Here is a 23,882-nt window from a genome sequence, read left to right as displayed (position 1 = left end):
TATTGCGTCAAAATTCTACTTTTCATGAACATAATTTCTATCCAAAACAATCTCGGTTTACCAAAATATAAACAGATTATTCTTTCAATTGAAAAAGCGATCGAAGAAGGTAAATTGGTAAAAGGTGACCGACTTCCGTCTGTCAATAAAGTTTGTCTGGCTTTTTCTTTGTCGCGCGATACTGTTTTGCTGGGATACGACGAATTGAAAAAAAGAGGAATTATTTACGCGATTCCAGGTAAAGGATATTACGTCAAAAGCACTGAAATTGCTATAAAACAGAAGATATTTTTGCTTTTTGATGAATTGAATATTTTCAAGGAAGACATATATAATTCTTTTTTAAAAAATATTGGAAAAAATGTTCAGGTGGATATTTTCTTTCATCATTTCAATTTGCAGGTATTTCAAAAACTAATAAATGACAGTAATGGAAATTATACGAAATACATTATCATGCCGACCAATTTAAACGATATAGTCAATTTGATAAAAACCCTACCAGTGAATGATGTTATTATTTTGGACCAGACCAATCCTGATTTAAAATCATATCCGGCGATTTATCAAAATCATGAAAAGGACATTTTTGAAGGATTAGTAAAAGGAAAAGCAAGGGTAGGCAAATACAAAAAATTGATTTTAATTTTCCCTGGATTTAGAGAGCCACTTGGAATGAAATTAGGGTTTGAAGCTTTTTGTTCTGAATATCATTTTGAGTCTGAAATTATAACCGAATTTACGGATCGCGAAATTACTTCAGGAGATTTATATATTATTCCGAATGATCGTGATCTGGTTCGGGTGATTGAAAATGCCCGAAATCAGAATTTGAAATTAGGATCTGATTTCGGAATTATATCTTATAACGAAACACCTCTAAAAAAAGTGGTAGCTAATGGTATTAGTACCATTTCGACCCATTTTGAAATGATGGGTAAAATCCTGGCCGAGATGGTTATTAAGGGTAATAATGTGCAGATCGAAAATAAGTCGGCTCTTATTATGCGAAATTCTTTGTAGTACTTTGTTTTTGTGTTTTTAGCAAAACGATCATCAAATCACAATTAAACTTATTTTTGTTTATTAAATGTATAATTTATTAGTAAAAAAAATAAGGATCCAATTTTTTGTTTTCGTAAAACTTTTTTATTTACATTTGCAAATGTAAATTTTACACTTATTATTTGTTTTGATTTTAAGGAAAGCTTTTTTTCTTTTCGTAATGCTGCGAGACAAATTTTAAGCCGCTATTAACCACAAACCATTTAGATACTTAAAATGAACAACAAAATTGACCAATCAGCCGCAAATAATATTCGCGCTTTAGCCATTTCGATGGTCGAAAAAGCGAATTCAGGCCATCCTGGGGGCGCCATGGGAGGTGCTGATTTCATGCATATTTTATATACTGAATATTTAAAATACGATCCGAGCGATATGCACTGGATTTTCAGGGATCGTTTTTTTATGGATGCAGGCCATCTTTCGGCACTAATGTATGCCCAATATTATCTGTTAGGAAATTTCGAAAAAACAGATCTTCAAAATTTCAGACAATGGGGTTCTGTAACACCCGGACACCCTGAGGTTGATGTAAAAAGAGGAATTGAAAATACTTCCGGACCACTAGGACAGGGACACGCCATGGGAGTTGGAGCAGCAATTGCGGCCAAATTCCTGTCAGCAAGATTTGAGAATTTATTCGATCACAAAATATACGCTTACATTACGGATGGAGGTGTTCAGGAGGAAATTTCTCAAGGTGCCGGACGTATTGCGGGACATTTGGGACTGAATAATTTTATCATGTTTTACGACTCAAATGATGTGCAGCTTTCCTCTATGACCGATGAGGTAACGACAGAAAACACCGCTATGAAATATGAATCATGGGGCTGGAAAGTGGTTACAATTGATGGACATGATCATGTTCAGATTCGTAAAGCTTTGACTGATGCGCATAACGAAACGGAGAAACCAACCCTGATTATTGGAAGAACCATTATGGGGAAAGGTTGTGTAATGGCGGACGGAACAATGTATGAAGGTCAGTGCGAACTTCACGGAAAACCAATTGGGGGAACTAAAGCTGATTTTGAAAAAACATTATTGAACCTAGGTGCAAATCCTGAAGATTCATTCGCGATTTATAAAGAAGTTGAAGAATATTATAGAAACATTTTAAATCAAAAAATTGTTGAATCGGCTGAAAGAAAAGCAAAATTTGCGACTTGGGAAACTCAGAATCCTGAAGGAGCTCAAAAGATAAAACAGTTTTTTAATGGCGATTTACCAGCTTTAGATTTCGGTTCAATTGCTCAAAAAGCAAATGCCGCAACAAGAGATGCTTCGGCAGCTGTTTTAGGATATCTGGCTGAAAATGTAGAAAACATGATTGTTTCTTCTGCCGATTTGTCTAACAGTGATAAAACAGATGGTTTCCTTAAAAAATCATCCGTTTTAAAGAAAAATGATTTCAGCGGAGCCTTTTTACAAGCGGGAGTAGCTGAATTGACAATGGCTTCGATTGGGAATGGAATAGCACTTCACGGTGGCGTAATTCCGGTAGTGGCGACATTTTTTGTTTTTTCTGATTATATGAAGCCGGCTATTCGTTTGGCAGCCATTCAGGAATTACCGGTAAAATATGTATGGACACACGACTCTTTCCGTGTAGGTGAAGATGGTCCTACACACCAGCCAATTGAGCAGGAAGCACAAATTCGATTGTTAGAAAAAATTAAAAACCATTCTGGCGATCAAAGTTTATTAGCGCTTCGTCCTGCTGATGCTATTGAAACATCTGTTGCCTGGCAAATGGCGCTGGAAAACAAGAAAACACCAACAGGTTTAATTCTTTCCAGACAAGAAATTACTTCTATTCCAGCAATTGGGAACTCAAGATTTGAAGATGCTTTAAATGCCAAAAAAGGAGGGTATTTAGTAAAATCAAGTGAAGATCCTGCTATTACTTTAGTTGCTAATGGATCTGAGGTAGCGACACTTATTGAAGCTGCGGAAGAGTTGGAACACATCATCAAAATAAAAATAAATGTTGCTTCTATAATTTCAGAAGGACTTTTCAGATCGCAGCCAAAAGCTTATCAGGAAAGTGTTATTCCGCAGAATCAATTGGTTTTCGGACTTACGGCGGGTCTTCAGGTTAACCTGGAAGGTTTAGTTGGTAGCAAAGGGAAAGTTTTCGGATTGGATCATTTTGGATACTCAGCTCCGGCCTCAGTTTTGGATCAGAAATTCGGATTTACAAGTAAAAATGCCTGCGAAGAGATTATCAAATATTTAGAGCAGAATAATTATAACATTTCAAAATAAAAGAAATATGAAATTTTTTATAGATACAGCAAATTTAAAAGATATTAAAGAAGCCAATGATTTGGGAGTTTTAGATGGTGTAACCACAAACCCGTCATTGATGGCGAAAGAAGGAATTACAGGAGCACAGAATATTCTGGATCATTACATAAAAATTTGTGAATTGGTTGATGGCGATGTTAGTGCCGAAGTAATTTCGACTGATTTTGAAGGAATGATTGCTGAAGGAGAAAAACTGGCAGCCTTGCATCCACAGATTGTAGTGAAAATCCCGATGATAAAAGACGGTGTAAAAGCAATCAGATATTTTGCTAATAAAGGAATAAAAACCAATTGTACTTTGGTGTTTTCTTCAGGTCAGGCGTTGTTGGCTGCAAAAGCGGGAGCCACTTATGTTTCACCTTTTATTGGACGTCTGGATGATATTTCGACTGACGGAATGAATTTGATTGAAGAAATCAGATTGATTTATAATAATTACGGTTATGAAACCCAAATATTAGCGGCATCAGTTCGACACGTAATGCATATTATTAATTGTGCCAAAACCGGAGCAGATGTTATTACGGGACCATTAAGTGCGATTGAAGGTTTGTTGAAACATCCTTTAACGGATATTGGATTAGCAACCTTTTTAGCAGATTATCAAAAAGGAAATAGCTAAGATTTTTTTCACGCAGTCCCGATAGCTATCGAGAGCAGATTTAACAGATGATCAAGATTGAAATAAAATCTGCTGAATCTGCAGGATCTGCGAGAGATTATTTTTTCAAAATAAATTTGTTTAGTTTTTAATAGTAGTTTTATTGAAGTAAAAACCCTGAAAGCTTTTAGTTTTCAGGGTTTTTTATTTTGTAAAAGAAAAATAGTCACGCCCACATCTATCGGTACAAAAGATTAAAATGATGAAATAATCTGTATAGATCTGCTTAAATCTTTTAAAATCTGCGTGAAACTTTTATCCTAAAGATTAAGTACAAAATCATTTAGTAATTTTTCTTCATATTTTTCTTTGTTGAAAGTATACAAATACGAACCTTTTCGAGAAGATTGCATATCTTTTTCTTCTAATTTATTCAGAATTTCTAATGAATTAATTTTACTGATAAAGTTACGTTTGTCTAATTCTTTGCTTAAAATTGCCTCATACAATTCTAATAATTGACGCATGGTAAATTTTTCAGGCAACAATTCAAACCCAATTGGTTTAATTGAAGTTCTGTAACGTAACCTTCTAATGGCAAAATCTACCATTTCGTTGTGGTCAAAAATCAAGTTTGGAGCATCGGTTATACTAAACCATTGCGCATGATAATTTTGAATAAGTTCCGTATTGTGATTTTCAATATTGATTAAGGCATAATAAGATACAGAAATAGTTCTCTCGACCGGGTCACGATCAATTTCACTATAAGCATGTAATTGCTCCATATAAATATCGTGCAAACCTGTATAAGTATGCAATATTCTTATAGCCGCGTTGTCGAGTACTTCATCACGTTTTAGAAACCCTCCAATCAAAGACCATTTTCCTCTTTCAGGCTCAAAATCTCTTTTAATCAAAAGAATTTTTAAACCTTCATGGTCGAATCCAAAAATGATACAATCTACTGCTAATAGGACTTTATCGGCAGAGCTATAACTGTTTAGCATAATAAATTTTTTATGGTAAATATATAAACTTCTGAATATGTTTCATAATTTATTAATGTGTTTTACACACTTATATGTATAACTACTCAAAAGTAACGTTAAAAAAAAGACTTTTTAGAAAAAAATAACACTCTTTTTTCTCTTTAAAGATAGTTTTAAGACGAAAACAGAATATTACACGATGGTTTTTTGAAAGAAAGACATTTAAACACTCAAAAACGCGAAGTCAAAAACAGGATTTTATTTACAAAAACAGCATTTTGTATTGTTTAAATTCTTCAAAATTACAACGTTTTCGTTTTTTTTAGCAGATGTTAATTTTTGCTTAAAAAGTTGCTTTTTAATGAAAAGTGTAAATTTTACACAATTAACTTTCAAAAAATGCGCTTTTTTTGAAAAAAACACCAACTTTTAAATGTTTATTTGACACTTAAATTACGATATGTACTTTTTTAGTCGCTTTTTTTTATGATTTTAATTTGTTTTTAAGGTTTTTTTTTATTTAAATTTACAAATGTAGAATTAACACTTATAATTACACAACTAACCAACCTTAAAAAAACCAATATGATAACAAACCAACGATTATTTTTTTATTGCAATTTTTTATTGCCAAAAAAAGAATGGCTATTAGCATTAATGATGCTATTATTTTCTGTTAATCAAATGTCGGCCCAAGGCAAAGAGATTAGCGGAGTTGTTACTTCGGCCCAAGACAAATTACCATTGCCCGGAGTGAACATTATGATTAAAGGAACAAAAACAGTTGCCGTAACTGGATTTGATGGAGAGTATACTATTAAAGCATCACCAAACGATGTATTAGTTTTTTCATTTTTAGGTTTTCAAAATCAGGAAGTAACGATTGGAAGTCAATTAAAAATAAATGCTGTATTAAGTGAAGATACTAACAAATTAAATGAAGTAGTAGTAATTGGATACGGAACACAAAAGAAATCTGACTTAACAGGATCTGTAAGTGTCGTAAATTTAGAATCAGCTAAAAAGACAGTAACCTATGATGCTGCAAAAATGCTTCAGGGGCAAGTACCTGGTGTAACAGTACAATCATCTGGAGAGCCTGGAGGTTTTGTAAATGTTAAAATTAGAGGTATAACTTCATTCACAAATAACAATCCTCTTTTTGTAATTGATGGAATTATGGTTGATGCACCTTATGATTTTGCACCGGGAGAAATTGAATCGATGCAAGTTTTGAAAGATGCTTCTTCGGCTGCAATTTATGGTGTTCGTGGAGCAAACGGAGTTGTTATTATTACAACTAAAAAAGGAAAAGCAGGCAGAATGGATGTTAAGTTTAAATCTATTGTTGGACTTCAGGATGTAGCAAAAAAATGGGATGTAACGGATCGCTTAGGATATCAGAAAATTACCAGCGAAGCAGAAAGAAACAGAGATCTTAGAGCCGGAGTTCCGGTAAGTATCGCTCCTGGAAATGATCCTAACAGTCCATCCTATATTAATAATTTAGATACAGACTGGCAAAAAGAATCAATGCAAACGGGTGTAGTACAAAATCAGGCTTTAACTTTTAATGGTGGAGCAGAAAGTATTGCTTATAGCATGAACATTGATTATTTTAAAAACACTAGTTATTTAAAAACACCACAAGAGTATGAGAGATTGTCGACCAATTTGAATTTGAATGGTAAAAAAGGAAAATTCAAATATGGAGCTAAAATTGCTTATACACAGTCTGATAAAGAGCTTTTTAATGAGTATAATGCAGGACAAACCTTTATTAGTGATATGCTTACTGCTGTACCAACAATGCCAGTTTATGATGCTAATAGATTGGGGGGCTACGGAGGTACAGATAATCTGACGCAACGCGCAATTTCAATGAATCCAATTGGATATAACAACCTGATTGATAATAACGGAAAGAGAAACCGTTTCATGGGGGACATTTGGGGCGAATTTGAAATTGTTAAAGGTCTTAAATACAAATTAGATGTCAGTTATGACAGAACAGACTGGGAAAACAGAAAATTTATACCGCCGAGTGATTTAGGATGGTATTATATTACTACAAATGACGAAGCTTCATTAGATGTAGAAACCGGAAATGAGTTAAGAACTTTCGTGAATAATTTATTGACTTATGATCTTACAGTTGGAAAACATAAAATTGATGCTCTTGCAGGCTGGATTCAGGAAAAGAGAGACTATCACAGATACAACTCAAGAGGTGTAGGCTATACACCGGGAGAAATTCCAATGCTTCAGTATGCTGATGCAAGAAATGCAAGTGAATATAAATTTACGATTACTGGAATATCATACATCAGCAGATTAAATTACGCTTATGATGACAGATACTTATTGCAGGCTAACTTTAGACAGGACAGAACGTCTCTTTTCAGTGAGATCAATAATTCTGCAAATTTCTACTCCTTTTCAGGAGGTTGGAAAATTAGTAACGAAAAGTTCCTGCATTTGCCAGAATGGGTAAACAATATTAAACTTAGAGGTGGTTATGGTACAATAGGTAACAATACAATTCCACAGTACTTTTTTGCTTCAACGGTAAACAGTTTTGCCGGGTATGATTTTAACAATGAGCTAGCTCCAGGAACAACTGTAGTTGCTGCACTTGACCCTAATGTACACTGGGAAAAAACAACCAGTAAAAACATCGCATTGGAGTTAGGATTTTTAAATAATGACTTACAGTTTACAGCAGAATATTTTACAAAAAAAGTTACTGATATGTTGGTAGGAGTTCCATTACCATTTTCTACAGGAGCTTTTCCGGCAAATATTACAACAAATGCAGGAGATATGGAAAATAATGGTTTTGAGTTTACAGCATCATATAGTAATCACCACCATAAATTTAAATATGATATCTCAGGTAACTTTGGAACTTTAAAAAATGAAGTAACCAGAATTGGCGCTACAGGAAATCCTATTTATGGAGCAGTTTCAAAAACAGAGGTAGGAAGATCAGTTGGAGAGCTGTTTGCATGGGAAGCTATTGGTATTTTTCAAAATGCAGCTGAAGTTGCGGCTTCTCCAACACAAACAGGTGCAGCTCCCGGAGATGTAAAATTTAAAGATGTAAACGGCGACGGAATAATCACAGATTCTGATAGAACCTTTCAGGGAGTATCTATTCCTAAATATGGTTTTGGAATGAATTTTAGTGCCTCTTATGAAAACTTTGACTTCTCAATGTTTTGGCAAGGTGCGGGAGGAAACAAAGTTTTCAATGCCATGTACCGCAATTTAATGATAGGACAATATACCAATCACAGTACAGATGAATTGAACTACTGGACACCAACCAATACAAACACAAATGTTCCTGCACCGGTAATTGGTGACCCAAATGGAAATGGTAGAGATTCTAACAGATTTATACAAAGTGGAGATTATGTGAGATTGCAAACTATGGAAATGGGTTTCAATATTCCTTTGAAAGATAAATTTATCCAAAAAGCCAGAGTGTATGTAAACGGTCAAAACTTATGGACTATTACAAAGTATACTGGATATGATCCGGATTTTACAAGTGATGGATTACTTTCAAGAGGATATGATGCAGGATCTTTCCCTAATCCAAGAACAATTTCTTTAGGAGTAGAGGTGAATTTCTAAACCGGTTTAACCAATTAAAAACGTATTAAAATGAAATATAAAATATTTAATTATATAGCTGTTTTCTTTTCACTGGCTGTTGTAACAACAAGCTGTGTTGATAATGAAGATTTGACTCAAATTGACCCCAATAATGATGCAGTTGATTCATTCTGGAAAACAGACCAGGATGCAATTGAAGGTGTGAATGCCGCTTACGGAAGTTTATTAACAGATGGAACTTATATGCGTAGTACCCCACTTTTATTAGATGTAAAAGCGGATGATTCGCGTACTAACAGTCCTTGGGGTTCAATGTACAATGTAGGTCACTTTAACTCAAATGTAGCGGATGCTGCTATTTATGGATGGGCTTATGAAACGTATTATCAGGGAATATATCGCGCAAATCAGGTCTTAGCAAATGTACCGGCTATTCAATTTGAAGATGCAGCACTTAAAAACAGAATACTGGGACAAGCTTATTTTTTAAGAGGACTGTTTCTTTTTCATGCGGTAAACATGTTTAAAAATGTACCATTACCAACAGAACTAGCGGTATATTATCCGCAGAAAACACAGGCTGAAGGATGGGCTCAGGTTATTGCCGATTTTAAAGCTGCAGCAGAGTTACTTCCAACTTCATACAACGGTGTTTCAGGTCTGGATGCAGGTCAAAAAGGACGTGCTACAAAAGGAGCTGCTTTAGGATATTTAGGAAAAACGTATTTGTTTACTAAAGATTTTACCAATGCAAAAACAACATTCAAACAAGTAATAGATTTAGGAGTTTATTCTTTGGTTTCAAATTATCGCGACAACTTTACAACAGCTAATGAAAATAATTCGGAATCTCTTTTCGAAGTACAATTTAGTAGAGACGCAGGTGGTGTAGATTTAGGTTGGGGTGGTGCTCCGGCTTCAGGTTGGGGGAAAACTTCTGCACGTGCGATTACTTATGCTCCAAGAGCTTTCGGATGGACTGACGTTCAGCCAACATGGGCACTTTTTAATGAGTATCAAGAGGAAAAAACTGCTGCAAATACAGTAGATCCTCGTTTAGATGCCACTATATTTTATAATAAACCTGGAGTAAAGTTATACGGTAAAGATTTTGCGACATTTTATGCTGCCAGTCCAGCCGATTTAAATGACTTATTCTGTAGAAAATACCAAAATTCAGACGGAGAATTTGCAGATGAATACGATTGGCGTTCCGGAATTAATGAGCGTTTGCTACGATATGCAGATATTCTTTTAATGTATGCAGAATGTTTAAATGAAACAGGTGATACTCCTGGAGCTTACTCATATATTCAAATGGTAAGAAACAGGGTTGGTCTTCCAAATTTAGCAACTACAAAACCTGGAATGTCACAAGAACAGATGAGAGAACAAATTGGACATGAGAGATTTTTAGAGTTCCCACTTGAAGGTCACCGTTTTGATGATATTCGTCGTTGGGGATGGCTTCAAAATCCAACAAAATTAGCGTGGTTAAAAGCAAGAGATGCTGAGTTTAATTCTTATACACCAGGAAGAGAATATTTCCCAATTCCACAATTAGAAATGGATAACAATCCGGGAACTGTTCAAAATGACAGTTATTAAAAACAGTTTTCAGTCTCAGTTCACAGTGTGACTGAAAGCTGAGACTGAGACTAATATTTATTTGAATTAGTTAGAATACCTAATATCATATGGCAGGAAAAAAATCTGTCATATGATATTATCTTAAAAAAAGAATACGATTATAGAGTAATGAATTTTTTACAGTAACTAAATTTTATCATAAATGAAAACAATTACAAGTTTGGTTTTGTTAGCAGTATTATTAGTAGGTTGCCAGAATGAAGATACTATAATCCCTTCGAACGATGAGGTTGCCACAGTAGCGGAAACTCAAAATTCTCAGGTAAAAAATATAACAGCAAAAACGGTTAGCGGCAATGTTCCGTCGCATGACCCAAGTACAATTATTAAAAGCGGTGTTAATTATTATGTGTTCACAACAGGTGATAATATACCCATGACCTATTCAACAAATTTAACAAGCTGGACTTGGGGAACATCAGTGTTCACTTCAACTCCAAGCTGGATTTCAAGTTATGTTCCTGGTTTTACTAAAAATTTCTGGGCACCGGATTTGGCATGGTTTAACAATCGCTGGAATATGTATTATTCTTGTTCGACTTTTGGATCTGCAACTTCTGCAATAGGGTTGGTAACGGCTCCTTCTATTTCGCAAAGTGCCGGAACAAAATGGACAGACAGAGGACTTGTTGTGGCCTCATCATCTGCTTCAGATGTAAATGCAATTGACCCTTCTATTTTAGTAGATGGAAGCAATGTTTATATGGCTTATGGTTCCTGGCATGCTGGTATTGGTGTTGTTCAGATTAATGTTTCAACTGGAAAACCAACCGGAACAAGAACTATTGTTGCCGGAGGAAGCAGTGCTTCATGGGAAGCTCCTTGTTTAATTAAAGAAGGAAGTTATTACTATATGTTCGTAAACAGAGGTTCTTGCTGTAATGGTGTAAACAGTACGTATTATATTGTAGTGGGGCGTTCAACAAGTCCGTTTGGCCCTTTTACAGATAAAAACGGAGTCAATTTAAAAAGTGGAGGCGGAACAACAGTTTTGGCAACACAAGGAAATTATATCGGCCCAGGGCATTTGTCAAGAATTACAGGAACACAAAAAGGAGCGGTTCATTATTATGATGGAGCTGACAATGGAAATCCAAAACTAGAAATTGTATATTTCACATGGTCATCAGGGTGGCCTACACTTTCTTATTAATTTTAATATTCAGAGGAAGGTTTCATAAAGCCTTCCTCTTTGTAATCTTTAAAAACACGTTATGAAAAAAGCACTTTTAATTACATTTCTTATTACTCTTTGTAATCAGGCAAGTTTTGCCCAGAATGAAACCACAGTAGTAACTATTAAAAATAATGCAGATGCGCCAACGATCAATAAAAACATTTACGGGCATTTTGCGGAACATTTAGGACGCTGTATTTATGGTGGATTTTTTGTGGGAGATACTTCAAAAATTCCAAATACAAAAGGAGTGAGAAATGATATTGTGGCTGCTTTAAAAGATTTAAAAATTCCAAATTTAAGATGGCCTGGCGGATGTTTTGCCGATACCTATCACTGGAAAGACGGAATTGGCCCTCAGGAACAAAGACCAACTATTGTAAACAAATGGTGGGGTGGTGTAACTGAAGATAACAGTTTTGGAACCCATGATTTCCTGAATATGTGCGAATTGCTTGGAGCAGAACCGTATTTATCAGGAAATGTTGGAAGCGGAACGGTTCAGGAATTGTCTGACTGGGTTCAATATACCAATTTCAGCGGTAAAAGTCCGATGAGTGATTTGCGTAAAAAAAACGGAAGAACAGAACCTTGGAAAGTTAAATTCTGGGGAATTGGAAATGAAGCCTGGGGATGCGGAGGAAATATGACAGCAGAATACTATGCCGGAGAATACCGCAAATTTGCCACTTTCATGTCGGATTGGGAAAATACTGGAGGAATTACCAGAATTGCTTCAGGATCAAACAGTGCCGATTATAATTGGACAGAAGTTTTAATGAAAAACATTCCGCTAAACATGTTAGGCGGAGTTGGAGTACACCACTATGCCGTAATCGACTGGGGCAAAAAAGGAGATGACAGAAATTTTACAGAAGAAGGTTACTTCAAAACCATGCAGTCTGCTTTAAAAATGGAAGAGCTAGTTACAAAACATAGCGCTATTATGGACAAATACGATCCTGAGAAAAAAGTTGCCATGATTGTTGACGAATGGGGAGGCTGGTACGAAGTAGAACAAGGAACAAATCCTGGATTTTTATACCAACAAAACACGATGAGAGATGCTGTTTTGGCCGGAGCAACTCTAAATATTTTCAACAATCACGCAGACAGAGTTCGTATGGCAAACTTAGCACAATGTGTTAACGTGTTGCAAGCCGTAATCCTTACGGATAAAGCAAAAATGATTACTACGCCAACGTATAGCGTAATGAAAATGTACAGCGTTCATCAGGATGCTAAATTATTACCGTTAAGTTTCCAATCGCCATTGTATACTTTTAAAGGAGAAACACTTCCTGCGGTATCAGCTTCAGCTTCAAAAGACAAAAGCGGAGCAGTTCATATTTCGTTGGTAAATGTTGACGCTAAAAACAAAAACAAAATAGAGATTGATGTTAAGGATCTTGGAGTAAAAAACTTTACAGGAACGATTGTAACATCAGCAAAATTACAAGATTACAATTCATTCGATACACCAAACAAAATTGTTCCAACAGTTTTTAAAGGTTTCGAAAACAAAAAAGGAAAACTTGAAATTACTATTCCTCCTTTCTCAGTTGTTGTTTTAGAAGGAAAATAAAATATAGAAAAAATGAAAAAATCCAATTCCATTTTAAAAATTGTCTACATCGGTCTGTTGTCAATTGCATTTGTCAGCTGTTCCAGTGATCCAGACACACCTGTAACCCCAGATCCGGGTCCGGTGGTTGATCCCCCGGTGGTTACACCTGCTTTTCCAGGGCCAACTTATGCCGATAATTATACTTCAATTTCAAGTTGGGGCAGCAGAAAGCAATGGAATTTGGCTAACGTGCACGATCCATCTGTAGAAAAATCGGGTGAATATTATTATATGTACCAAACCGATGCTTCTTATGGAAATGCACATGAAGGCAACGGACATTTTTTCTACAGAAGATCTAAAGATTTAATCAATTGGGAATTCATGGGATCTTCAATGACGCAGGCTCCGGCTTGGGTAAAAGATTCTTTGAACAATAAAAGAGCGAGAATGTCTCCGGCTTTGCCTCCAATCGAAAATCCAAATTATGGCTATTGGGCACCATGTGTTCGTAAAGTGGGGAACAAATTCAGAATGTATTACAGTATCGTCGTAACGAATCCAATTGTAGGAACAGACACGAATACTTCCTGGTCAGAACGTGCTTTTATTGGCTTAGCCGAAACAGATGATTTGGCTTCAAACAATTGGGTTGATAAAGGAATGGTGGTGTGTTCTGAACCTGACGGGGTAAAAAGCTATGTTAGAAACGGAGGAAATGATTGGGATGCTTATTTTAAATTCAACGCCATCGATCCAAGTTTTATTCAGACTCCCGAAGGCGATCAATATTTAATTTACGGTTCATGGCATTCCGGAATTGCAGCTTTAAAACTGAATCCGACAACCGGAAAACCTGATAAATTAAAAACAATTGAGGATTACGGAGTAAGAATTGCCGGCCGAGGAAATGTTAATACAAATCGTTGGCAGGCACTTGAAGGTCCGGAAATTATGTATAATCCGGAAACTCAGTATTACTATTTATTCCTGGCTTATGACGAATTATCAGTGGCGTATAATACACGTGTTGCACGTTCAAAAAACATTTTAGGACCCTATCTTACCAGTACAGGAATGAGTATTGGAAACGGAGCAGAATGTTTTCCAATGCTAACACATCCCTATCAATTTAAAAATCATACAGGCTGGGTTGGTTTTGCGCACTGTGCCGTTTTTCAAAATCCGGATACAAAAAAATGGTTTTATGCATCGCAAGCCCGTTTACCGGAAGGCGTTCTTGGAATTGCAGTTTCAAATGCGATAATGATGGGACATGTTCGCGGTATCGAATGGACAGAAGATGGCTGGCCAGTTGTAGAAGCAGAACGTTATGCCAGAGTTCCGACAACGACTATTTCTGACGCCAATTTCATAGGAACCTGGGAACAGATTACCATGAATTACCAGTACAAAACACTTCAAAAATCAGTGACATTAAATTTGACGGCCGATAAAAAAGTGAGTGGTGATGCAAACGGTACCTGGTCGTACGACAGTGCCAAAAAAATCTTAACCGTAAATGGTGTAAAATGTAACGTTACGGATGCGTGGGATTGGGAATCAGCAACTAGAAAAGTAACCTTGAGTTATTCTGGTTTGACTGCTGCCGGATTACCAGTTTGGGGTAAGAAAGTGAATTAAAATAGTAGCCACAGATTAAAGGATTAAAAAGATTAAAATTAAATCTGCAAAATCTGCGTGAAAAAATATTGCGACTAATAAAAGAATGTATTAAATAGATTTTTATTGCATTATATCGCCAAAATAAAACCATAATGAAAAACCTAATTACAAGCCTATCCCTAGTTTTGATTGCATCCGTTACAACAGCAGTTGCACAAGTAGATCCGGCAAAATTCAATAATCCAATTATAAAAGATCAATATACAGGAGATCCTGCGGCATTGGTTTACAAGGATAAAGTGTATTTATACGCCGGTCATGACGAAGCACCAAAAGATTTTCATTTTTATAAAATGAACGAATGGGTCGTTTACTCTTCGTCAGATATGAAAAAATGGGAATCACATCCGGTGCCATTAAAAGTTACTGATTTTGCTTGGGCAAAAGGTGATGCATGGGCTTCGCAAGTAATCGAAAAAAACGGAAAATTTTATTGGTATGTAACGGTTCATCACGGATCTATAGATGGAAAATCAATTGGAATTGCAGTTTCTGACAGCCCAACCGGACCATTTAAAGATGCTTTAGGAAAAGCCTTGATCACAAACGATATGACCAAATTCAGCGATATAAGCTGGGACGATATCGATCCGACAGTTTATATCGACACAGATGGACAAGCCTATTTGTTTTGGGGAAATACAGCCTGCCATTATGCTAAATTAAAAGACAATATGATCGAATTAGATGGACCGATTCATCATATAAAAGAATTGCCTCATTTTACAGAAGCACCCTGGATTCACAAACATAAAAACTGGTATTATTTATCCTATGCTTATGAATTTCCGGAGAAAATCGCTTATGCCATGAGTAAGTCAATTACGGGTCCATGGGAATTCAAAGGAATTTTGAATGAAATTGCCGGAAACAGTAACACGAATCATCAGTCAATAATTGATTTTAAAGGGCAATCGTATTTTATTTATCACAACGGTGCAACCCAACCAGACGGAGGAAGTTTCAGAAGATCAGTCTGTGTCGATAAATTATATTATAACAAAGACGGAACTATGAAACGAGTGGTTATGACTTCTGAAGGAATTCAATAAATAGTTAACATTCGCAGTCACAGTTTACAGGTTTGCTTATATGATCTAAAAAGTTTTCAGAGTAAAAGCCAAACTTAAATTTCTTATATCACTTATATGGTTTACAAAAACATAAAATATATACTTTCTGTTTTAATGATGCTTATAGCTTCAGTTTCGTTTGCGCAGGAAATTGTCGTGCACGATCCGGTTGTCATCAAACAAAAAGACACTTATTATCTGTATTGTACAGGTAACGGAATTAGTGTTTTTAGTTCCAAAGATTTAAAAAAATGGGATAAGCAGCCGCAGGTTTTTGCCGATAAGCCAGTTTGGGCAGATGGTGTTGCTGCCGATTTTAAGAATCATATCTGGGCACCAGATATTTCGTTTCATAACAATACCTACTATCTGTATTATTCCGTTTCGGCTTTCGCCAAAAATACATCGGCAATTGGTGTAGCGACCAATACAACATTAGATCCAAAAGATAAAAATTACAAATGGGTCGATCAGGGAATCGTTATTCAGTCACAACCCAACCGTGATATGTGGAATGCCATAGATCCAAATTTAATTTTTGACGAAAACAATACGCCATGGTTATCCTTTGGTTCTTTTTGGGAAGGATTAAAATTGGTAAAATTAAATCCGGATTTAAAATCGATTGCACAGCCTCAGGAATGGCATACGATTTCGAAACGCAAAAGAACTTTTGAATTAGCAGATTCTGATCCGGGAGATGGCGCATTGGAAGCTCCATTTATTTTCAAGAAAAACGGTTATTACTACCAATTTCTTTCTTGGGATTTATGCTGTCGCGGAGAAAAAAGCACTTATAAGGTTGTCGTTGGAAGATCAAAAAACGTAACCGGACCTTATGTCGATAAAGACGGAAAACCATTAAATGAAGGTGGTGGAAGTTTAGTCGTTCAGGGCGACGAGAATTACTTTGGCGTAGGCCACAACAGCGCTTACACGTTTGATGGCAAAGATTATATTTTTTACCATGCTTACGAAAAGAAAACCAACGGAACACCAAGATTAGTGGTTAAAGAAATGCAGTGGGACGCCAATTTATGGCCCGTTTTAAAATAGAATAGCAATACAATGAAAAAATATAATTTTCCGATACTAACGATTTTCATTTCACTTCTGATTTTGATTTCCTGTAAAGAAACCAAAAACGAGGTGGTGCAGCCTGGCGATAAAACTTCAGTTTTAAAAGCGGGTTATCAAATAGAACCGGTGAACATTCAAAATGTAAAATTATCCGATTCTTTTTGGCTGCCAATTATCAAAAGAGTACAGGAAATTACGATTGCTTATGCCATTCAAAAATGCAATGAAGAAGGCCGTTTTGAAAACTTTTTAATCGCAGGAAAACAAAAAACAGGAACAGTAAGAGGAGAAATGCCTTTTGATGATACAGATGTTTATAAAATTATTGAAGGCGCATCGAATACTTTAATCTCTGCACCAAATCCAAAATTAGAACGCGTTTTAGATTCGTTGATTGCCATTGTGAAAATTGGTCAGGAAAAAGACGGTTATCTAACAACATGGAGAACCATAAATCCGGCAAAACCGCCATGTACCTGGGTTCCCGTTATTGAAGGAAAACGTTGGGAATCGTTACAAATCAGTCACGAATGCTACAATTCCGGACATTTAATAGAAGCTGCTGTCGTACATTATGAAGCTACAGGAAAAAGAAATTTCCTTGACATCGCCATCAAAAATGCCGATTTATTAGTGAAAACTTTTGGAGATGGCCCTGGTCAGGTAAAAGGTGTTCCGGGACATCAGATAGTAGAAACGGGTTTGATCAAATTGTATCAAATTACTGGTAAAGAAGATTATTTAAAACTGGCGAAGTATTTTTTAGACAATCGCGGAAACCCGAACAATCATAAATTATATGGAGAATATGCACAAGATCATATTCCGGTTGTACAGCAAAATGAAGTGGTAGGCCATGCTGTAAGAGCTGTTTACATGTACGCTGGAATGACCGATGTTGCGGCGATGACCAAAGACAAAGGTTATACCGATGCCATAAATAATTTATGGAATAATATGGTCAACAAAAAAATGTACATCACGGGCGGTATCGGATCAAGACATGACGGAGAAGCTTTTGGAGCGAATTACGAATTGCCAAATCTGACGGCTTACAATGAAACTTGCGCCGCAATTGGCGATGTGTATTGGAATCACAGATTGCATAATTTATCTGGAAATTCGAAATATTTTGATGTAATCGAAAGAACGATGTACAATGGATTAATCTCCGGAATTTCATTAGACGGAAAACAATTTTTCTATCCAAATGCCTTAGAAGCTGATGGTGTTTTTAAATCAAACAGAGGATCTTGTACACGTCAGGCCTGGTTTGACTGTTCTTGCTGTCCAACGAATTTAATTCGTTTTATACCTTCTATTCCGGGATTGATTTACTCTAAATCAAATGATGTTTTGTATGTGAATTTGTATGCATCAAACAATGCTTCTTTCAAAGTTGGAAAAACAGATTTGCAGATTTCTCAGCAAACCGGATATCCCTGGAACGGAAAAGTAGCAATCTCGGTTAACCCGAAAAAAGAAAGCCAATTTACGATCAAACTTCGTGTTCCGGGTTGGGCAAGAAATGAAGTTTTGCCAGGCGATTTATATTCTTATAAAAAAGCTTCGACTCAAAAACCAACTATTAATGTAAACGGCGAAACATTGGCGATTGCACCACAAGAGGGTTATTTCGTCGTAACCAGAAATTGGAAAAAAGGAGATAAAATCAATCTTAATTTTCCAATGGAAGTTCAGGAAGTAGAAACCAATTCAAAAGTAGAAACGAACAAAAATAAATTTTCTTTAGAATATGGGCCAATTGTTTACGCAGTCGAAGAAATTGACAACAAAACCAATTTCGATAAAATAAACGTGAGTTCTTCAGATACTTTCCAAGTAAAAAAGGAAGCCAATTTGTTGCAACGAGTAAATGTTATTGAGAATTCAAAATTCAAAGCAATTCCATATTACAGCTGGTCAAACAGAGGTGTTGGGAAAATGAAAGTTTGGTTGGATTATAAGTAGAGAATAGAATATAGAGAATAGAACATAGAGAATAGAACATAGAGAATAGAACATAGAAAATAGAGGCAAGAAGAAAGAATCAAGATTTAGCTGCAGATTTTAAGATTAGAGAATTAAATCTGCTCAATCTGCGGAATCTGCGAGAAAAAAATTAAACACATAGAATCATAGAATTTAAAATGAATAAAAAGAGTTTTAAACAAATCTAGATTTGAACACATAGCTATGTGTCTTCAAGCAAATGAAATGCCTTTTCTTAAGCTATCAAATTCTATGTCTCTATGTGTTTAAAAAAATAAAGTTAAAGTTTATAAAAATAAAAATCCGTTTTTATCCGCGTTTTCACTTTAATGAATCAGTGTAATCCGCGTGCCATAAAACACATTTAAATATAAAAAAATGAAGTCCAATTTAATTACCAAAATTACCCTTTGCGGTTTATTGCTGAACGGCTTTTATGCATCGGCACAAAAAAATAATCTTCAGGTTGATGCTGCCAAAACAGTAACCAAAATTGAACCGACGATGTACGGAGTATTTTTTGAAGATATCAATTTTGCCGCTGATGGAGGTCTGTATGCCGAAATGATTAAAAACAGATCGTTTGAATTTGAAACGCCAATGATGGGTTGGAACGAACCAAACAGCGACCGACATAAATTAAACGAGCAATCCGGAATTGCCAAAATTGTTCAGTATTCCCAAAAAGGAACCAATCATAATTATTGTAGAGTTACCATCAACGACGCAAATGGTTATGAGTTAATCAATGACGGTTTCAGGGGAATGGGAATTAAAAAAGACCTGAAGTATAATTTGTCTCTAAGAGCTTCAAAAATATCGGGAGATATTACGAAGATTAAAATTCAGTTCATTGATAAAAATAAAAAGGTTTTAGGCGAAACTTCAATAGCGCCAACCTCTAAAGATTGGGCAAATTATACCACACAATTAACCGCAACTGCAACAGAAGCTAAAGGACAAATTAGAATCACTTTTGAAGGAAAAGGGGTAATCGATTTGGATGTGATTTCGCTGTTTCCGGAAGACACCTGGAAAGGGAGAAAAAATGGAATGCGTGCTGATTTAGTACAATTATTATACGATTTAAAACCAGGATTTTTACGTTTTCCAGGAGGCTGTATTGTGGAAGGAAAAACATTGGCATTACGTTACCAATGGAAAAAATCGATCGGAAATGTAGAAGACAGAGAAACAATGATCAACCGTTGGAATACGGAATTTGCACATAAACTGGCTCCCGATTATTTCCAGAGTTTTGGTTTAGGATTCTATGAGTATTTCCAACTTTCAGAAGATATTGGAGCTTCTCCATTGCCAATTTTAAGCTGTGGAATGGCGTGTCAATTCAACACAGGAGAATTGGTTCCGATGGATCAAATTGATCCTTATGTACAAGATGCTTTAGACTTAATTGAATTTGCAAACGGAGATTTAAATACCGCTTGGGGAAAAGTTAGAGCCGATATGGGCCATCCAAAACCATTTAATTTAAAATTCATTGGAGTTGGAAATGAGCAATGGGGACCAGATTATATCGAGCGTTTCAAAGTGTTTCAAAAAGCCATAAAAGCAAAATATCCAAACATTACAATTGTATCCGGAACAGGACCATTTCCTGACGGAGATTATTTTGATTACGGCATGAAAGAACTTAAAAAACTGAATGCAGAAATTGTTGACGAACATTATTATAAAGATCCGGCATGGTTCCGTAAAAACGTAACGCGTTACGATAATTACGACCGCAAAGGACCGAAAATTTTTGCCGGAGAATATGCAGCGCAAAGTGTGGCAATCGCAAGTCCGGATAATAAAAACAACTGGGAATGTGCTTTTTCTGAAGCAGCTTTCATGACCGGAATGGAGCGTAATGCTGAGGTTGTTCACCTGACTTCTTATGCCCCTTTATTGGCACACGTAGAAGGCTGGCAATGGACACCGGATATGATTTGGTTCAACAATTTACAATCTTACGGAACGCCAAATTATTATGTTCAGAAATTATTTTCTAACAATAAAGGAACCGATTTAATCAACATTACAAAAGACGGAAAAGCAGTTACAGGTCAAAACGATTTGTTTGCATCTGCAGTAAAAGATGTGAATTCGAAAGAAGTAATTCTGAAAATCGTGAACACTTCTGCAGCAGCTCAAAATGTTTCAATTGATGTAAAAGGAGCAAAATTAGATACAAAAGGAACGGCAATAACTTTAAAAGGAGATGGAATAAATGATGAGAATTCTTTTGATGCTCCGACTAAAATTAGCCCGAAAGAAAGCGAATTTAAAGTAAGCGGAAGCAAAGTTCAATATGATTTTCCAGCATACTCTGTTACTGTTTTGAAAATTAAGATGAAATAATCGCAACAGAATAAATGTAAATGCTACGTTTATTTTTTGTTTTGACCTTAAATCCTTGTTTTGATGCATTATTTGTAAAAATTCAAGTGCCTGTTTTTATTAAGTGTTTATTGTACACTTATAAATGAATTATAATTATATTTGTCATTATTAAAAATGAATTTCGAATGAAAAATTACGTTATAGGATTGGACTACGGAACAGATTCTGTTCGAGCGGTGCTAATAGATACTGAAAATGGGCAGGAATTGGCATCAAATGTTTCTCATTACAAAAGATGGAAAAACAAACAATATTGTGACGCGTCGATAAATCAATTTCGTCAGCATCCTTTAGATCATATAGAAGGTTTAGAAATTACGATTCAAACCGTTATAAAAGAAAGTAAAGTAGATCCTTCGTTAGTGCGTGGAATTTGTATTGATACTACAGGATCGTCTCCGGTGCCAGTTACGAAAGACGGAATTCCATTGGCTTTGACAAAAGGTTTTGAGGAAAATCCAAATGCGATGATGGTGTTATGGAAAGATCATACTTCAATCAACGAAGCAAACGAAATCAATGAACTGGCCGTAAGCTGGGGCGGAGAAAATGTAACAAAATATGTAGGCGGAATTTATTCATCAGAATGGTTTTGGGCAAAAATTTTACACATCGCCAGAGAAGATGAAGCAGTTCGAAATGCAGCACATACCTGGATGGAACATTGCGATTTAATGACGTATTTGTTAATTGATAATAAAGATTTAAAAACCTTTAAAAGAAGCCGTTGCGCAGCGGGTCACAAAGCGATGTGGCATGCAGACTGGAACGGACTTCCACCAGTTGAATTCTTAGATAAACTGCATCCGTATTTAGCACAGCTTCGTGGCAATTTATATGATGAAACCTATACATCTGATTTAGTTGCCGGAAATTTAAGCAAAGAATGGGCAGACCGTTTAGGACTTTCTACAGATACAGTAATTGCCGTTGGAACTTTCGATGCACATTCAGGAGCAGTTGGAGCTAAGATTGGTGAAAACACTTTAGTTCGCGTTATGGGAACTTCAACTTGTGATATTTTGGTGGGTTCTTATGATGAAGTGGGAACAAAAACCGTTCGTGGAATCTGCGGGCAAGTGGATGGATCTGTGATTCCGGGCTTTATTGGTTTAGAAGCTGGACAATCTGCTTTTGGAGATTTATTGGCCTGGTACAAAGAATTATTAATGTGGCCGACAGAGCATTTATTGACTTCTTCAACAGTTTTAAATGATGCTCAAAAAGAACAATTAAGAGAAGAATTCAGCGATAAATTAATAGTGGAATTGACAAAAGAAGCAGAGAAAATACCGGTTTCTGAAAGTCTTCCAATTGCTTTAGACTGGATCAACGGAAGAAGAACTCCGGATGCTAATCAGGAAGTAAAAAGCGCGATATCCAATTTATCTTTAGGAACAAAAGCACCACATATTTTCAAAGCTTTAGTAAATGCCATTTGTTTTGGAGCGAAGAAAATCGTAGATCGTTTTGAAGAAGAAGGAGTAAAAATTGACAGCGTTATCGGAATCGGTGGTGTTGCTCGTAAATCTCCTTTTATCATGCAGACTTTGGCGAATGTTTTAAACAAGCCAATTAAAATTGCAGCTTCAGATCAGACTCCTGCTTTAGGAGCAGCGATTTATGCAGCAGTTGCAGCCGGAATTTATCCAAACGTAATTGACGCAAGCCAAAAAATAGGAAGTGATTTTGACGGAGAATATTTCCCTCAATTAGACAAAGTAGCGGCGTATAACAAATTGTTAATCGCTTACGATCAATTAAGTGCTTTTGAAGATCCAACTATAAAAACATCGCAACATGAGTTCTCTTTATAAAGATTTAAAACAGGAATGCTACGAGGCCAATATGCAGTTAAATGCATTGAATTTGGTAGTATATACTTTTGGAAATGTTAGTGCGGTGGACAGAAAAAATGGTGTTTTTGCCATCAAACCAAGCGGCGTTCCGTATGAAGATTTAAAACCAGAAGATATTGTAATTGTCGATTTTGACAACAATGTAATTGAAGGAACAATGCGTCCGTCATCTGACACAAAAACACACGCTTATTTATATAAAAACTGGCCAAATATCGGTGGTGTGGCACATACACACGCGACTTATTCGGTTGCCTGGGCACAGTCGCAACAGGATATTCCAATTTTCGGAACAACACACGCAGACCATTTAACTGCTGATATTCCTTGCGCGCCTCCAATGGCAGATTCGCTAATCGAAGGTAACTACGAACACAATACAGGAATTCAGATTTTGGACTGCTTCAAAGAAAAAAATCTTTCTTACGAAGAAGTAGAAATGATTCTGATTGGAAATCATGGGCCATTCGCCTGGGGAAAAAATGCAGCAAAAGCAGTATACAACAGCAAGGTTTTAGAAGTCGTAGCCGAAATGGCGTATCTGACTTTACAAATAAACCCGAATGCACCAAGATTAAAAGATTCCCTAATAAAGAAACATTACAACCGCAAGCACGGAAAAGATTCGTATTACGGACAATAGAAAGTTTGTTTCAGGTTTCAGGTTTTTTTTGTTTCAAGTTGTTGGAACGTGAAACCTGAAACTTGAAATAAACAAAAACAAAACTAAAAAATAACCATTCAAGATTTTCAGATTCCAACAACCTGAAACCTGAAACTTGAAACAAAAAATAACA

General features: G+C 36.0%; 15 protein-coding genes. 14 read left to right on the top strand and 1 reads right to left on the bottom strand.

From position 1 onward, the window contains the following. Positions 1–24 precede the first annotated feature (24 nt). The 3 genes from IRZ99_RS05680 to fsa all read left to right on the top strand — a co-directional run bounded on the left by IRZ99_RS05680 (position 25) and on the right by fsa (position 4,000). Complete coding sequence (locus tag IRZ99_RS05680; protein ID WP_194656336.1) at positions 25–1,023, top strand: GntR family transcriptional regulator; 999 nt, start codon at positions 25–27, stop codon at positions 1,021–1,023. Positions 1,024–1,281: 258 nt separating this feature from the next. Further along, positions 1,282–3,336 (top strand): transketolase, encoded by a 2,055-nt coding sequence (locus IRZ99_RS05675; protein ID WP_194656335.1) that lies wholly within the window; start codon positions 1,282–1,284, stop codon positions 3,334–3,336. A 7-nt stretch (positions 3,337–3,343) separates the two neighbouring features. Continuing rightward, positions 3,344–4,000: a fructose-6-phosphate aldolase gene (fsa, locus tag IRZ99_RS05670; RefSeq protein WP_072970110.1), complete on the top strand. Its 657-nt coding sequence runs from the start codon at positions 3,344–3,346 to the stop codon at positions 3,998–4,000. A 299-nt stretch (positions 4,001–4,299) separates the two neighbouring features. Here fsa and IRZ99_RS05665 read toward each other — a convergent pair whose 3' ends face one another. Next, positions 4,300–4,989: an NUDIX domain-containing protein gene (locus tag IRZ99_RS05665; protein WP_194656334.1), complete on the bottom strand. Its 690-nt coding sequence runs from the start codon at positions 4,987–4,989 to the stop codon at positions 4,300–4,302. Positions 4,990–5,556: 567 nt separating this feature from the next. On the opposite strand from IRZ99_RS05665, the gene IRZ99_RS05660 reads away from it, so the two are divergent. From IRZ99_RS05660 to IRZ99_RS05610, 11 genes are all read left to right on the top strand, one after another. After that, the gene (locus IRZ99_RS05660) at positions 5,557–8,613 is read left to right on the top strand and encodes a TonB-dependent receptor (RefSeq protein WP_194656333.1); all 3,057 of its coding nucleotides are present in this window, start codon (positions 5,557–5,559) and stop codon (positions 8,611–8,613) included. Positions 8,614–8,643: 30 nt separating this feature from the next. Continuing rightward, entirely contained in the window at positions 8,644–10,203 is a 1,560-nt protein-coding gene (locus tag IRZ99_RS05655; protein ID WP_194656332.1) for a RagB/SusD family nutrient uptake outer membrane protein, read from the top strand. Positions 10,204–10,387: 184 nt separating this feature from the next. Continuing rightward, positions 10,388–11,398, top strand: coding sequence for an arabinan endo-1,5-alpha-L-arabinosidase (locus IRZ99_RS05650; protein ID WP_194656331.1), 1,011 nt, complete (start codon positions 10,388–10,390; stop codon positions 11,396–11,398). A 61-nt stretch (positions 11,399–11,459) separates the two neighbouring features. Then, on the top strand, positions 11,460–13,007 hold the full coding sequence (locus tag IRZ99_RS05645) for an alpha-N-arabinofuranosidase (protein ID WP_194656330.1): 1,548 nt from the start codon (positions 11,460–11,462) through the stop codon (positions 13,005–13,007). Positions 13,008–13,019: 12 nt separating this feature from the next. After that, positions 13,020–14,633 carry an arabinan endo-1,5-alpha-L-arabinosidase gene (locus tag IRZ99_RS05640; protein ID WP_194656329.1) on the top strand — a complete coding sequence of 538 codons (1,614 nt, stop codon included), beginning with the start codon at positions 13,020–13,022 and terminating at the stop codon, positions 14,631–14,633. A 134-nt stretch (positions 14,634–14,767) separates the two neighbouring features. Next, positions 14,768–15,727 carry a glycoside hydrolase family 43 protein gene (locus IRZ99_RS05635; RefSeq protein ID WP_194656328.1) on the top strand — a complete coding sequence of 320 codons (960 nt, stop codon included), beginning with the start codon at positions 14,768–14,770 and terminating at the stop codon, positions 15,725–15,727. Positions 15,728–15,823: 96 nt separating this feature from the next. Then, positions 15,824–16,804 carry an arabinan endo-1,5-alpha-L-arabinosidase gene (locus IRZ99_RS05630; RefSeq protein WP_194656327.1) on the top strand — a complete coding sequence of 327 codons (981 nt, stop codon included), beginning with the start codon at positions 15,824–15,826 and terminating at the stop codon, positions 16,802–16,804. A 12-nt stretch (positions 16,805–16,816) separates the two neighbouring features. Next, positions 16,817–18,799 carry a glycoside hydrolase family 127 protein gene (locus IRZ99_RS05625; protein WP_194656326.1) on the top strand — a complete coding sequence of 661 codons (1,983 nt, stop codon included), beginning with the start codon at positions 16,817–16,819 and terminating at the stop codon, positions 18,797–18,799. Positions 18,800–19,198: 399 nt separating this feature from the next. Then, positions 19,199–21,184, top strand: a complete 1,986-nt coding sequence (locus IRZ99_RS05620; protein ID WP_194656325.1) for an alpha-L-arabinofuranosidase C-terminal domain-containing protein — start codon at positions 19,199–19,201, stop codon at positions 21,182–21,184. Between the two features lie 167 nt (positions 21,185–21,351). Beyond that, positions 21,352–23,043, top strand: coding sequence for a ribulokinase (locus IRZ99_RS05615; RefSeq protein ID WP_194656324.1), 1,692 nt, complete (start codon positions 21,352–21,354; stop codon positions 23,041–23,043). Further along, the gene (locus IRZ99_RS05610) at positions 23,027–23,728 is read left to right on the top strand and encodes an L-ribulose-5-phosphate 4-epimerase (RefSeq protein WP_026982501.1); all 702 of its coding nucleotides are present in this window, start codon (positions 23,027–23,029) and stop codon (positions 23,726–23,728) included. Before IRZ99_RS05615 ends, IRZ99_RS05610 begins: the two co-directional genes overlap by 17 nt. Positions 23,729–23,882: the final 154 nt, after the last annotated feature.

The sequence above is a fragment of the Flavobacterium sp. LC2016-12 genome (assembly GCF_015351595.1).
In the GTDB taxonomy this organism is placed as follows: Bacteria; Bacteroidota; Bacteroidia; order Flavobacteriales; family Flavobacteriaceae; genus Flavobacterium.
This window is presented reverse-complemented; position numbering and strand designations above follow the sequence as displayed.

What these genes read in the sequence shown, in the direction of transcription:
- IRZ99_RS05650 (WP_194656331.1), top strand. Translation starts at nt 10,388, where the DNA reads ATGAAAACAATTACAAGTTTGGTTTTGTTAGCAGTATTATTAGTAGGT.
- IRZ99_RS05660 (WP_194656333.1), top strand. Translation starts at nt 5,557, where the DNA reads ATGATAACAAACCAACGATTATTTTTTTATTGCAATTTTTTATTGCCA.
- IRZ99_RS05625 (WP_194656326.1), top strand. Translation starts at nt 16,817, where the DNA reads ATGAAAAAATATAATTTTCCGATACTAACGATTTTCATTTCACTTCTG.
- IRZ99_RS05640 (WP_194656329.1), top strand. Translation starts at nt 13,020, where the DNA reads ATGAAAAAATCCAATTCCATTTTAAAAATTGTCTACATCGGTCTGTTG.
- IRZ99_RS05655 (WP_194656332.1), top strand. Translation starts at nt 8,644, where the DNA reads ATGAAATATAAAATATTTAATTATATAGCTGTTTTCTTTTCACTGGCT.
- fsa (WP_072970110.1), top strand. Translation starts at nt 3,344, where the DNA reads ATGAAATTTTTTATAGATACAGCAAATTTAAAAGATATTAAAGAAGCC.
- IRZ99_RS05610 (WP_026982501.1), top strand. Translation starts at nt 23,027, where the DNA reads ATGAGTTCTCTTTATAAAGATTTAAAACAGGAATGCTACGAGGCCAAT.
- IRZ99_RS05645 (WP_194656330.1), top strand. Translation starts at nt 11,460, where the DNA reads ATGAAAAAAGCACTTTTAATTACATTTCTTATTACTCTTTGTAATCAG.
- IRZ99_RS05615 (WP_194656324.1), top strand. Translation starts at nt 21,352, where the DNA reads ATGAAAAATTACGTTATAGGATTGGACTACGGAACAGATTCTGTTCGA.
- IRZ99_RS05680 (WP_194656336.1), top strand. Translation starts at nt 25, where the DNA reads ATGAACATAATTTCTATCCAAAACAATCTCGGTTTACCAAAATATAAA.
- IRZ99_RS05665 (WP_194656334.1), bottom strand. Translation starts at nt 4,989, where the DNA reads ATGCTAAACAGTTATAGCTCTGCCGATAAAGTCCTATTAGCAGTAGAT.
- IRZ99_RS05675 (WP_194656335.1), top strand. Translation starts at nt 1,282, where the DNA reads ATGAACAACAAAATTGACCAATCAGCCGCAAATAATATTCGCGCTTTA.
- IRZ99_RS05630 (WP_194656327.1), top strand. Translation starts at nt 15,824, where the DNA reads ATGGTTTACAAAAACATAAAATATATACTTTCTGTTTTAATGATGCTT.
- IRZ99_RS05620 (WP_194656325.1), top strand. Translation starts at nt 19,199, where the DNA reads ATGAAGTCCAATTTAATTACCAAAATTACCCTTTGCGGTTTATTGCTG.
- IRZ99_RS05635 (WP_194656328.1), top strand. Translation starts at nt 14,768, where the DNA reads ATGAAAAACCTAATTACAAGCCTATCCCTAGTTTTGATTGCATCCGTT.